Origin of the sequence: Saccharomonospora amisosensis, from assembly GCF_011761185.1 — a bacterium.
Classification (GTDB): Bacteria; Actinomycetota; Actinomycetes; order Mycobacteriales; family Pseudonocardiaceae; genus Saccharomonospora_A; species Saccharomonospora_A amisosensis.
In genome coordinates this window covers 112691-125371 of the sequence record NZ_JAAOYM010000003.1, presented here as the reverse complement: position 1 = coordinate 125371, position 12681 = coordinate 112691, and the positions used below count along the sequence as shown (strand labels likewise).

The window sequence follows — 12681 nt, the reverse complement described above, 5'->3', positions numbered from 1 at the left end:
GTAGCCGCCGCCGGCCGGTAGGCCGCCACCTTGTCGAGGCGCATCCGTTCGCTTCGCCGGCCGTTGGTATGAGGCGAGACGGTGTCCGGTGTGCCGGTGTAGAACTGGTTCTAACTATGGTCGCGATGGCGAATCGCCAGGCCAGCCGTGGTTCGAGACGGCGACGACACTGCGAACAAAAGTAGAACATGTACTTGTTTATTTGGCGGTAGGTGGTGTTGTCGCGGCAGCGAGCAGCGGATACTCAGAGGTATCGGTGTTGATCGTAGAGAGAATAAGTTCTACTCTTGGCCGGAGTTGGCGGGCCGACGGTGTCCGGCGCCGGTGAGCCGTTGGAGGCGAGGTCATGACCCTGACGATGCTGCCCCACCGTCAAGCGGCGGGGCTGAGATCCGGCAAGCTCCACATCGACGGCGAGTGGGTGGCTGCCGAGGGCGGCGCGACGTGGACCCACCACCACCCGGCGACCGGCGAGGAGATCGGTGAGGTCGCGGTGGCCTCACCCTCCGACGTCGATGCGGCCGTAGCCGCCGCACGGCGAGCGTTCGAATCGGGCGAATGGTCCCGGGCGAACGCGCAGACGAGGATCGCCGTGCTGCACCGGTTCGCCGACCTGCTTCGCGAGAACGCGGACCAACTGCGTGCGTTGCAGGCGCTGGACAACTCCGTGCCGGTGTCGTTCGGCAGCATCTACGCGGTCTCGGTGGCCGCGGCCGCCGATGCTTTCGACCACCATGCGGGTTGGATCGACAAGATCGGCGGGCAGACGCTGCCGCCCTACCAGGGCGGCGATCACCTGGCGATGTCGTTTCGGGAACCGATCGGAGTCGTCGCCGCCATCCTGCCGTGGAACGTACCGTTTCTGCTTTTCGCGCAGAAGGTCGCTCCCGCGCTGGCCGCGGGCTGCACCGTGGTGCTCAAGCCGAGCGAGTACGCCACGTTCTCGGTGCTTCGGATGGTCGAGTTGCTGATCGAGGCGGGGCTGCCCAAGGGCACCCTCAACGTCGTCACCGGCCCCGGCGATCCCACAGGGGAACGGCTGATCACCCACCCGGACATCGACAAGATCAGCTTCACCGGCAGCAGGGAGGTCGGCAAGCGGATCGTCGAGGCCTCCGCCGCGACACTGAAGCGGGTCTCGCTGGAACTCGGTGGCAAGAGCCCGGCGGTGGTGTTCGGCGACGCGCCCGACGTCGGCGTCGCGGCGGCGACCACGGTGGGAGCCGTGACCATGGGGCTCTCCGGGCAGGCCTGCGTGGCCAACACCCGCGCGCTGGTGCACCGCGACGTCTACGAGGAGTTCATCGCCGCCGCTCAAGGTGTCGCGGCGGCCGTGACCTACGGCGACCCCTTCGACCCCTCGGTGATATCCGCTCCGCTCATCAACGGCCGCCAACTCGACCGAGTGCTCGGCTACATAGAGAAGGGCAAGGCAGAGGGCGCGCGGTTGGTGACCGGCGGCGAGCGGCTGTCGGGCGAGTACGCGGCGGGCAACTTCGTGGCGCCGACGATCTTCGCTGACGTGGACAACTCCTCCACGATCGCGCAGGAGGAGATCTTCGGCCCGGTGCTGTCCGTCGTGCCGTTCTCCCAAGAGGACGAGGCGATCAGGCTGGCCAACGACACCGAGTACGGATTGGGCGCCAGCGTATTCACCTCCGACGCGCAGCGAGCGTTCCGCGTGGCACGCGGACTTCGGGCGGGCACGGTCGGTATCAACGGCTTTCAGATCGAACCGCACCTCCCCTTCGGTGGCTTCAAGCAGTCGGGGCTCGGCCGGGAGGGCGGCCGAACCGCTTTCGAGGCCTACACCGAGCTCAAGACCGTGTTGATGCCGCTCGGCGACGAGCTGATGTAGCTGGGGCACTTCGGGCAGGGCAAGGCGGGTAGGCGAGACAGCACGGAAAGGCAGGTACGCAGATGGGCAGGCTGTCGGGCAAGGTCGCGCTCCTCACCGGCGCCGCACGGGGCCAGGGCGCGGCGGCCGCTCGGCGCTTCGTTGCCGAGGGGGCACGGGTGATGATCACTGACATCACCGACGCGGAGGGTAAGGAGCTGGCGGACTCGCTCGGTGAGGCCGCCGCGTACCACCACCTCGACGTGAGCGACGAAGACCAGTGGCGGGGCGCGGTCGCTCGCACCGTCGAGGAGTTCGGTTCGCTGAACGTTCTGGTGAACAACGCAGGCCTGCTGCATTTCGCCGCGCTCACCGACACCACGCTCGCCGACTACGAGCGCGTGATCCGGGTGAATCAGGTCGGCACGTTTCTGGGGATGCGCTCGGTCGTTGAACCGATGACATCCGCAGGAGGCGGGTCCATCGTCAACATGTCGTCCGTCGAGGGGCTGGCTGGTATGCCGCTGGTGAGTGCCTATACCGCGAGCAAGTTCGCGATCAGGGGCATGACCAAGGTCGCCGCGCTGGAGCTCGGGGAACACGGAATCCGGGTCAATTCCGTACACCCCGGACTTATCGACACCGACATGGTGCGCAATTTCGTGGGAGCCGAAACGGACCTTTCGCCCGCGGGGCGCAAGGTGGCGCTTGGCAGGGTCGGGCAACCGGAGGAGATCGCGGGTGTGGTGGCGTTCCTGGCCAGCGACGACAGTTCGTACTGCACGGGAGCGGAGTTCGTCGCCGACGGAGGTTCGACGGCGACACATGCGTTGAAGGTCTGAGGCGGCACGGCGGCAAGGCGGCAACGCCGCCGGAGCTGGTCACTTCACGTTCAAGGGTGAGCGTTACGGAGGTTGCATGGGTGCGGCAACGGGTTCTCCACCTGTGCCGGGCGTTCGAGCGCTGACCCAGGTCGGTCGACTCTCGACACTCGGGTGGGAGGTGCTGCGGGCGATCCCGCGCAGGCCCTTCCAGTGGCGCGAATGGATCCAGCAGTGCTGGTTCTTCGCCAGCGTCACCATCCTGCCTACCGCACTCGTGGCGATTCCGTTCGGCGCCGTGATCGCGCTGCAACTTGGCTCGCTGACACAGCAGATCGGCGCTCAGTCGTTCACCGGTGCGGCCAGCGCGCTCGCCATCGTGCAACAGGCGAGCCCGCTTATCACCGCGCTGCTCGTGGCGGGAGCGGGTGGGAGTGCGGTCTGCGCCGACATCGGAGCACGCAAGATCCGCGAGGAGATCGATGCCATGCAGGTGCTCGGCGTCGATCCCATCCAGCGGCTCATCGTGCCGAGGGTGCTGGCCGCGATCGTGGTATCCGTGCTGCTCAACGGCCTTGTCAGCGTGGTCGGCGTGCTGGGAGGCTACTTCTTCAACGTCGTGCTGCAGGGCGGTACGCCGGGTGCCTACCTGGCGAGCTTCAACGCGTTGGCTCAGCTTCCCGACCTGTGGATCAGCGAGCTCAAGGCCTTCATCTACGGGTTCGTCGCCGGTGTGGTGGCGGCGTTTCGCGGGCTCAACCCCTCGGGCGGGCCCAAGGGCGTTGGTGACGCAGTGAACCAGGCGGTGGTCATCACGTTCCTGCTGCTGTTCCTGATCAATGTCGTGCTCACCGCGATCTACCTCAAGATCGTGCCACCGAAGGCCTTGTGAGGCCGATGTCGAACACGCGGCAGAGCGGGTCAGGACCAACCGACCGTACGCTGGAGATCATCGCGCGCCCCGGCGCGTCACTGGAGGGGCTCGGCGCCCAGCTGTTGTTCTACGTTCGCGCCCTGGTCTGGGTGCCGAGGACGCTGCGCAGGTACGGCAAGGAGACGCTGCGGCTGCTCACGGAGGTCATCTTCGGCACGGGCGGACTCGCGGTCATCGGCGGCACCCTCGGCGTGATGATCGGTATGACCCTGTTCACCGGCCTCATCGTCGGCATTCAGGGCTATGCCGCGCTGGACCAGCTCGGCACGGCGGCGCTCACCGGCTTTATCTCGGCGTACTTCAACACGAGGGAGGTGGCGCCGCTCTCGGCGGGATTGGCGCTTTCGGCCACGGTCGGCTGCGGTTTCACCGCACAGCTCGGTGCGATGCGGATCTCCGAGGAGATCGACGCGCTCGAGGTGATGGGCGTGCCGAGCCTGCCGTACCTGGTCACCACCCGTGTCATCGCGGGCGTTGTCGCCGTCATCCCGCTGTACGCCGTCGGGTTGCTTTCGTCCTACCTGGCGTCGCGGCAGATCACCATCTGGATGTACGGCCAGTCGGCGGGAACCTACGACCACTACTTCAACCTGTTTCTGCCACCGGAGGATGTGCTGTGGTCCTTCGGTAAGGTGCTGATCTTCAGCACGATCGTCATCATGTCCCACTGCTACTACGGTTTCACCGCCAGCGGCGGTCCCGCGGGAGTGGGTGTGGCCGTGGGCCGCGCGGTACGGACCTCCATCGTGCTGGTGGCCGTGCTCGACTTCTTCCTGAGCCTGGCGATCTGGGGGGCGACCACGACCGTGAGGATCTCCGGATGAGCACGACGAGGCGGCTGCTGCTGCGCAGGCTGTGGCACCAACTGCTGGGCCTGGTGTTCCTGGTCGTCGTCGCACTGTTCATCACGACGACGGTCGCGGTGTACAACAAGGCTTTCGCCGACGTCGTGATGGTGCAGCTCAAGACCGACCGCATCGGCACGCAACTGCGGGACGGTGCCGACGTCAAGATCAGGGGCGTGCGCGTCGGTGAGGTCCGCACCGTGTCGTCCTCCGGCAGCGGCGCGACGTTGCGGTTGGCGCTTGACCCGCGCAAGGTCGAGGTGATTCCGGCGGCGGTGTCGGCGCGGTTGGTGCCGAAGACACTGTTCGGGGAACGCTACGTGGCGTTGCAGCCGCCGAGCGGGGGCGGCGACGGGCACATCCAGGCGGGTGACGTGATCCGGCAGGACCGCAGCGCCGAGGCGGTGGAGGTCGAACAGGTACTTTCCGAGGTGCTGCCGCTGCTGCGCAGCGTGCGCCCTGAGAAGCTGTCCAGCACTCTGAACGCGGTGTCCACGGCGCTGGACGGGCAAGGGGAACGGCTCGGCGAGACGCTGGTACGGCTGTCGCACTACCTCGGTGAGCTGAACCCTGCGCTGCCGGACATCAAGGCGGACATCACCGGCCTCGCCGATGTGTCCGATGTGTACAACGAAGCCGCCCCCGAATTCCTGGAGGCGATGTCCGACCTCACCACCACAACACGGACCCTGCTCGAGAAGCGCGAGCGGCTGAACACGCTCTACACGAGCGTGTCGAGCGCTTCGGTCAACCTGGCGAGCTTCCTCGACGCCAACGAGAACAACCTCATCAGGCTGACCGCCACCGCGCAGCCGGTGCTGGACATCCTCGAGAAGTACGCCCCGCAGTACCCGTGCATGTTCGGACAGTTCGCGGCCAGCATCCCCGCTGCGAAGGCCGCGTTCGGGTACAAGGGCGACCAGATGAACCACGTCGTCATCAAGATCATCGCTTCCAATCGTGGCAAGTACCTTCCCGGGGTCGACGAGCCGAAGTACCTCGACAAGCGAGGCCCCCGCTGCTACCCGCAGGTACCCCCACCGGGCAAGTGGCCGCAGTACCCGCCCGACGGCCCCGTGCGTGACGGCTCGACGCACCCGGGCACCCAGTTCGACGACCCGTTGCCGGGGCCGGTTCAGGGGCTGGACGTGCCGTTCTCCTCAGGCGGAGGGTCCACGTCGGCGGGTGTTCCGCTGGTAGCCAACTCCCGCGCCGAGCAGGAACTGATCGCGCTGCTGCAGTCGCCGGGAACCGGTATCGCGCCCGGCGACGCGCCAGGGTGGTCGTCGTTGCTGCTAGGACCCCTCTACCGGGGCGCCACCGTGGAGGTCCGATGAGGAGCTTCGTTCCGGCGCTGCTCAAGATGGGCGTGTTCACGGTGGTCACCATGCTGCTGACCGCGGTGCTCGCGGCGACGATCGCCAACGCGAACTTCGGCAACGCCTCCGGCTACACCGCACGGTTCAGCAGTGCCTCGGGCCTGCACGTCGGTGACGACGTGCGAATCGCGGGGGTGAAGGTCGGTCAGGTCACCGGTATCGATGCCGTCGAAGGTGACGACGGGAGGGGCACCGTGGCCAAGGTGACCTTCCAGGTCGAGCAGGGGCGTGAACTGCCGGCACTGGTTACAGCGACGGTGAAGTTCCGCAACCTGGTCGGCCAGCGCTACCTCTCACTCGGCACCAACGTCGCCGGTGACTCCGTGCTGTCTGCCGGCGGCACGATCCCGCTGGAGCGAACCCAACCCGCGCTCGATCTCACCACGCTGTTCAACGGGTTCCGCCCGCTGCTGCGCGCGCTGGAACCCGAGCAGGTCAACCAGCTTTCCTACCAGCTCATCCGTGTCCTGCAGGGCGAAGGTGGCACGGTGCGCAGCCTGCTGACACACATCGCGTCGGTCACCACGACCGTGGCCGATCGCGACGAGGTCATCGGAAAGGTCATCGACAACCTCAACTCCGTGCTCGACACCGTCAACCAGCGCTCACCGCAGCTCGGGCAACTCGTAGACACGACGCAGCAGCTGGTGTCCGGCCTCGCGCGGCAACGCGAACCCATCGGCGAAGCGGTTTCCGGCCTGGCAGAGCTCACCGATGTCACCGCAGGCCTGCTCGAAGACGCTCGACCGCCGCTGAAGCGCGACATCGACGGACTGAACAGGCTGGCGGGAAACCTGCGCGACGCCGAGGACCTGCTCGCCACGATCCTGAACGATCTCCCGTCCAGCATGCGGAAGTTCACCAGGGTGACCAGCTACGGGAGCTGGTTCAACTACTACCTGTGCGGGCTGTCGGGCACGATCGGAATCGAGTCGCTCAACGTCACCGTGCCGGTGCTGCCGCTGCCCGGCACGCAGCAGCCAGAGAGGTGCAAGGTCTGATGAAACCTCTCAAGGAGCGAAACCAAGCTACCGTCGGGCTCGTCAGCCTGGTGTTGATCGTGCTCTCCGTGGTGGTCGCCTACCAGCTCGACGAGATCCCGCTGCTCAACAACTCGTCCACCTACTCCGCTCACTTCGCGGAGTCGGCGGGACTGCAGCCCGGTGACGAGGTTCAGGTCGCGGGTGTCAAGATCGGCGAGGTCGACGAGGTGGTTCTGGACGGCACGAGGGTGCTCGCCACCTTCTCGATCGACTCGTTCGACACCAGCAGGATCGGCGACCGCACCACGGCCTCCATCGAGATCAAGACGTTGCTGGGCGACAAGTACCTGGCACTTGTGCCGAGGGGCGACTCGCCGCAGGACCCGAACGAGCCGATCCCGGTGGAACGAACCAGGACCCCGTTCCAGCTCCAGGACGCCTTCGACGAGCTGTCAACCGCTGTCGAGGACATCGACACCCAGCAGCTCGCGAAGAGCTTCGACGTCGTGGCCGACACACTGCAAGGCACGTCGAAGCCGATGACCGACGCGCTCAACGGCCTCTCGGCGCTTTCGGAGACGGTGTCGTCGAGGGACCAGGAGCTGGCCAAGTTGCTGTCCAACACCAGCCGGGTCACGCGGACACTGAGTTCGCGCAACGAGCAGCTACGCGACATCGTCGAGTTCGGTAATCAGTTGCTGGCCGAGGTGCAACGCAGGGAGCAGGCCATCGACGCGCTGCTGCGGGGTGCCGAGCGGGTGTCGGCCGAGCTGACCGGTCTGGTTCGCGACAACGAGAAGGCGATCCGTCCCGCGCTGGACAAACTGGACTCGGTCACCGACATGTTGCAGCGCAACCGGGACAACCTGCGGCAGACGCTGCACCTGCTGGGGCCGTTCACAAGGACCGGCGTGAACGTGACCGGCAACGGCAGGTGGTTCGAGGGCTACATCTGCGGAATGCTCCCGCCGACCATCAATTCGGGCGGCGCCGAGTACAACCCACAGGGCTGCGACCCGACGATCGCCGCGCCGGACCAGGGTGTGAGGAGCGGCCGATGGTGATCGACAGCAGGGCTTCCCGGCGGACCTACCGATGGGTCGCCACGGCCGCCGTCGTGGTGCTGGTGCTCACCGGTGCGCTGTGGTGGGCCTTTGGCGACGGTGCCGGTACGAGGCTGTCCGCCTACTTCACCAAGGCGGTCGGCCTCTACCCGGGATCGTCGGTTCGGGTGCTCGGTATCGAGGTCGGTGAGATCACCGCTGTAGTTCCCGAGGGGCAGCGGGTCAGGGTGGACATGACCGTGGCCGACGACGTGCCGCTGCCTAGGAGCGCGGGCGCGGTGATCGTCGCGCCCAGCCTCGTCAGCGACCGCTACGTCCAGCTGACGCCACCCTACGACGGTGGGCCTCGGCTGCGCTCGGGAGACACGATCGCCCTCGACCGTACGGCCACGCCGATGGAGATCGACGACCTGTACCGCACGCTTGACGAGTTGTCGACCACGCTGGGCCCGAAGGGCGCCAACTCCGACGGCTCGCTTTCGCGGGTGCTCGATGCGGCGGCCGAATCCCTTGAGGGCAACGGAAAGAACCTCAACACCACGATCACGCACATGTCCGAACTGGCCGAGACGCTGAACAGTTCAAAGGGCGACCTGTTCTCGACGGTGCGCAACCTCAGTTCCTTCACCGAGGTCCTCGCGCGAAGCGAGGCCCAGCTGGAGGAGTTCTACGCCCGCCTCGACCAGGTCAGCGGGTTCCTCGCCGGTGAGTCCGACGAGGTTTCGGCCGCGCTGTCGTCGCTGGGGTCCGCGCTCGGGGACGTGAAACGCTTCGTCACCGACAACCGTGACCAACTCACTTCCAATGTGGACAAGCTGGCGAGTCTCACCCAGGTGCTCGTGGATGAACGCGCCTCGCTGGCCGAGACTCTCGATGTCGGGCCGACCGGTCTGACCAACTTCATCAACACCTACGACGCCAACTCCGGCAGCATCGCGATCAGGTACAACGCCAACGAGCTGACGAATCCGCTGGTAACCACGGCATGCAGGCTCGTGAAGCTGGCGTCGTCGCAACAGGTGCCGGAGTCGCTGAACAAGCTCTGCGAGGTGCTCGCGCCGGTCGTGGACGGCACCACCAAGATCCCGCCGGTTTCACAGCTGCTGCACGCGATCCAGACCGGTGAGCTGCCACCGTTGCCGCTACCACTGATTACCGCGGGGGCGCCGTGACCGTGACCAGCAGACTCAGGACAAAACTGGCCGCGCTGCTCGGGGTGGCGCTGCTGCTGGCGGGGTGCACCGACGGCGGGTTCACCGGGCTGTACAACGCACCGCTGCCGGGTGGGGCCGACGTCGGAGACGACCCGGTGCGAGTGCGGGTCGAGTTCACCGATGTGCTCGACCTCGTACCGCAGTCCTCGGTCAAAGTGGACGACGTGACCGTGGGGACGGTGCAGCGGATCGACCTGGCCCAGGATTCCAAGTCGGCCGTCGTGGAACTCACCATGCGCGGCGACGTCCAGCTTCCGGCCAACGCCCGTGCCGAGCTGAGGCAGTCGAGCCTGCTGGGCGAGAAGTTCGTCGAACTCAGCGCCCCCACCGGCGAGCAGCCGACTGGCAGGCTCAGCGACGGTGCCACGATCCCGTTACAGCGCACCAGCCGCAACCCCGAGGTGGAGGAGGTTCTCGGCGCGCTTTCGCTGCTGCTCAACGGCGGCGGCGTCGAGCAACTGCGCGAGATCGTCCGGGAGCTGAACAAGGCACTCGCGGGCAACGACGCCGAGTTCCGTGCCCTGCTCACCAGGGCCGACCGGCTTGCCGCCGAACTTGACTCGCAGCGTGGCGAGATCGTGCGCGCCATCGACGGGATGAACCGGCTCTCCGAGACGCTCGTCGCGCAGGAGGGCAATCTGGTCACCGCGCTGGAGCAGCTTGAGCCGGGACTGGGGGTGGTCAGCGAGCAGCGTGAGCAGCTCGTCGGCATGCTCTCCTCACTGGAGGAGCTGTCCAGGGTGGGCGCGCGCGTCGTCAACCGCAGCAGCGAGCAACTCGTCGCGAATCTCGAGTCGCTCGGCCCGGTGCTCGACAAGCTCGCCGAGTCGGGCTCCGACCTGCCCGAGGCACTACGAATCCTGCCCACCTACCCGTTGCCGCACTTCGCCGGGTCGATCGTGCGAGGCGACTACGCCAACGTGAAGGTTCGGCTGGACATGAATCTCGACACCATGCTGCGCAACATCCTCAACGCGGGGATGCCCATGGAGTTCCTCGGCAACGGCAGCGAGCCCGACACCGGCGGCGACGACGCCGCGCGGCAGCGCAGTGGCGACTCTGGCGAAGGGCCTTTCCTGCCACTGCCCCCATCCGGGGGCTCGCCGGGCGGGACAGCGAGCGGAGCCGGTGGCTTCGGCGATCTCCTCGGCAGCCTTCTCGGAGGGACGCCATGACACTGACCGGCAAGAACAAGCTGCTCCTGGTCGCCTTCGCGATCATCTCCGTGCTGGCGGTCGGCTACGCGGGCGCGCAGTACGCCGGCCTCGATCGCCTCGTGGACAGCCGGGGGTACCTGGTGCGGGTGGAACTGGCGTCGTCCGGCGGCATCTTCGCCAACGCGGAGGTGACCTACCGTGGTGTGACGGTAGGCAAGGTCAGGCAGCTGCACCTCACCGACGACGGTGTGACGCTGGATCTGGACATCGATGAGGACAGCCCGCAGATACCGGCGGACACCGACGCGGTCGTGGCCAACCGCTCCGCGGTCGGCGAGCAGTATGTCGACTTGCGGCCGCGCACCGGCAGCGGCCCCTACCTGCGGGAAGGCTCGGTGATCAGCCAGGACCGCACCCAGACCCCGGTCATGCCGGAGCAGTTGCTTGCCAACCTGTACGACCTGGTGTCCAGTGTGGACTCCGAATCGCTCGGCACCGTGGTGGACGAGACCTACGACGCCTTCGCCGATGTCGGACCCGACCTTCGGCGGTTACTCGACTCCGGCAGCGCGTTCACAGCGACGGCACAGCGGAACCTGCCACAAACGAAGAGTCTGCTCGCGAACGGCCGAGTCGTGCTGGACACCCAGCGAGACAACGGCGGTCGAATCCGTTCGATCGCCGAGGGCCTGAACGACATCGCGGCCGAGTTGAAACAGGCCGACCCGGACTTGCGGAAGGTGATCGACGAGGCCCCGCTGCTCGCGGCCGAGGTCGACAAGTTCCTCGCTGACTCCGGTACGAGCGCGAGCGTGGTGCTGGCGAACCTGCTGACGACAACCCAGATCGCCACCGTCCGGACGGACTCCGTCGAGCAGATGATGGTCGCGCTCCCCGTGGTGAGCGCGTTCTCGAAGTCGGTTTCGTCCAACGGAGAAGGTCACATCGGGTTCGTGGTGAACTTCTTCAACCCGCCCTCGTGCACCAAGGGCTACGAAGGCACGCATCGCAGGCCCGCCAACGAAACCGCCGAGATCCCAGCCAACACCGAGGCTTACTGCGCGGAGCCACCGGGCAGCCCGATCTCGGTGCGTGGCTCGCAGAACGCGCCCTACGGCGGGAAACCGGTCGAGGTTCCCCAGCCGGACCAGGAATCGGGCAACGACCGGCGTGCCGACTCCCGGCGGTCGCTTCCCGGCCTGCTCGAAGCGGCGCCAGGGTCGAGCGAGCGCGTCGGGCTCGACACGTTGCTCGGAACCGGAGGGTGAGCGTGCCGGGCGGCAACCGGTGGCGCGCCGCACTCGCGGCACTGGCGGTGGTGGCTGTATTGGCGTGTGCCTGGTTCGGCTGGTCGTGGTGGAGTGCCGAACACAGCGACTTTGCCCGCAGGGCCGACGACCGCGACGCCGCGTTGCAGGCGGGTACTGAGGGCCTCGCCAGGCTCTACACCATCGACCACGGCACCGCCGGGTCCGATGTGGACGCGTGGATCAACGTAACGGAGGGCTCACTGAGCGAGGAGTTCCGCAAGGATCGTCGATCGCACATCGAGCGCGCGCGCGAGCGCCGGATCAGCTCTACGGCGCAGGTCCGACACGGAGCGCTCTCGGCGCTCGACATCCAGGCTGGCAGGGCTTCTATGCTGGCCGTGCTCAACGTCGAGGTCGCCACGGACGGCGGCGAGCGCACCAACAAGCGCAGCACGCTGCTCGCCGAGCTACGGCGAACCGAGGGCGGCTGGAAGATCTCGTCGGTGCAGGCACAGCGATGAAGGGGAAGGAGAACCGCGACCACGCCAGGGCGGCGACCTGGCTCGCCGTTCTCGCCGCGATCACCGTGCTGGCGGGCGCAGGCGCCGTCTGGTCCGCGCTGCGGGCCGAAGCGGTGCGCGAGGGCAACGCCGCGCTAGCCGACGAGGCGGCCACCGCCGAGGTGTCGCGCCAGGTGGGCGAATCGGTGAAGGCCATCTTCTCGTACAGCTTCCGAGATCTAGGGCGCACCGAAAGAGCCGCGCGGGACGCCCTTGTCGACGCGGCCGTCGAGCAGTATCGCTCCCGTTTCGCCGAGGCGAGCAAGCAGGCGCTTCAGCAGCGGCTCGTACGCTCCAGCACCATCCGCGCTGTCGGGGTACGCAGCCTTTCGCCCGACCGCGCCCACCTGCTCGTCTTCGTCGACCAGCAGACCATCGCCGACGACGGCAAGCCAAGGCGGTCCACGTCGGCGTGCCTTGATGTCGTCGCACGCAGGGTCGACGGGGTATGGAAGCTCTCCCGACTCGCCGCCGTATGAGCTGGAATTGTTTTTCGTCACATCGAGGTCGTTATGCTCGACCGATGGTTGTGCCAGGCGAGAACGAATTCTAGCCTGGCAGGGTCGCCTTTTCGGAAAGGAGTGTATTTTAACGCCCTGAGGGGGTATGGGAAACAATTTATTTTTCGGCGAAAGCG

The 12681-nt window shown here is 66.8% G+C and carries 12 protein-coding genes; all 12 read left to right on the top strand.

Translation table 11 applies throughout. The annotated features are described in order from the left end of the window. Window positions 1–346: 346 nt before the first annotated feature. The 12 genes from FHU38_RS26095 (at window position 347) to FHU38_RS26040 (ending at window position 12523) form a co-directional block, all read left to right on the top strand. Window positions 347–1858, top strand: a complete 1512-nt coding sequence (locus FHU38_RS26095; protein ID WP_167177444.1) for an aldehyde dehydrogenase family protein — start codon at window positions 347–349, stop codon at window positions 1856–1858. A gap of 62 nt (window positions 1859–1920) precedes the next feature. Next, window positions 1921–2679 carry a glucose 1-dehydrogenase gene (locus FHU38_RS26090; protein ID WP_167177442.1) on the top strand — a complete coding sequence of 253 codons (759 nt, stop codon included), beginning with the start codon at window positions 1921–1923 and terminating at the stop codon, window positions 2677–2679. A 76-nt stretch (window positions 2680–2755) separates the two neighbouring features. Next, complete coding sequence (locus tag FHU38_RS26085; protein ID WP_167177440.1) at window positions 2756–3550, top strand: MlaE family ABC transporter permease; 795 nt, start codon at window positions 2756–2758, stop codon at window positions 3548–3550. A gap of 5 nt (window positions 3551–3555) precedes the next feature. After that, window positions 3556–4416 carry an MlaE family ABC transporter permease gene (locus tag FHU38_RS26080; protein ID WP_167177438.1) on the top strand — a complete coding sequence of 287 codons (861 nt, stop codon included), beginning with the start codon at window positions 3556–3558 and terminating at the stop codon, window positions 4414–4416. Further along, the gene (locus tag FHU38_RS26075; RefSeq protein WP_167177436.1) at window positions 4413–5774 is read left to right on the top strand and encodes an MCE family protein; all 1362 of its coding nucleotides are present in this window, start codon (window positions 4413–4415) and stop codon (window positions 5772–5774) included. The genes FHU38_RS26080 and FHU38_RS26075 overlap by 4 nt, the downstream gene beginning before the upstream one ends. Further along, window positions 5771–6817 (top strand): MCE family protein, encoded by a 1047-nt coding sequence (locus FHU38_RS26070; protein WP_167177434.1) that lies wholly within the window; start codon window positions 5771–5773, stop codon window positions 6815–6817. Before FHU38_RS26075 ends, FHU38_RS26070 begins: the two co-directional genes overlap by 4 nt. Next, on the top strand, window positions 6817–7863 hold the full coding sequence (locus FHU38_RS26065; RefSeq protein WP_167177432.1) for an MCE family protein: 1047 nt from the start codon (window positions 6817–6819) through the stop codon (window positions 7861–7863). Before FHU38_RS26070 ends, FHU38_RS26065 begins: the two co-directional genes overlap by 1 nt. Beyond that, entirely contained in the window at window positions 7857–9035 is a 1179-nt protein-coding gene (locus FHU38_RS26060; protein ID WP_167177429.1) for an MCE family protein, read from the top strand. The genes FHU38_RS26065 and FHU38_RS26060 overlap by 7 nt, the downstream gene beginning before the upstream one ends. After that, window positions 9032–10252 carry an MCE family protein gene (locus FHU38_RS26055; protein ID WP_167177427.1) on the top strand — a complete coding sequence of 407 codons (1221 nt, stop codon included), beginning with the start codon at window positions 9032–9034 and terminating at the stop codon, window positions 10250–10252. Before FHU38_RS26060 ends, FHU38_RS26055 begins: the two co-directional genes overlap by 4 nt. Beyond that, the gene (locus FHU38_RS26050; protein ID WP_167177425.1) at window positions 10249–11502 is read left to right on the top strand and encodes an MCE family protein; all 1254 of its coding nucleotides are present in this window, start codon (window positions 10249–10251) and stop codon (window positions 11500–11502) included. Before FHU38_RS26055 ends, FHU38_RS26050 begins: the two co-directional genes overlap by 4 nt. Continuing rightward, the gene (locus tag FHU38_RS26045; protein ID WP_167177423.1) at window positions 11499–12005 is read left to right on the top strand and encodes a hypothetical protein; all 507 of its coding nucleotides are present in this window, start codon (window positions 11499–11501) and stop codon (window positions 12003–12005) included. The genes FHU38_RS26050 and FHU38_RS26045 overlap by 4 nt, the downstream gene beginning before the upstream one ends. Then, entirely contained in the window at window positions 12002–12523 is a 522-nt protein-coding gene (locus FHU38_RS26040) for a hypothetical protein (RefSeq protein WP_167177421.1), read from the top strand. Before FHU38_RS26045 ends, FHU38_RS26040 begins: the two co-directional genes overlap by 4 nt. The last annotated feature ends 158 nt before the right edge of the window (window positions 12524–12681 follow it).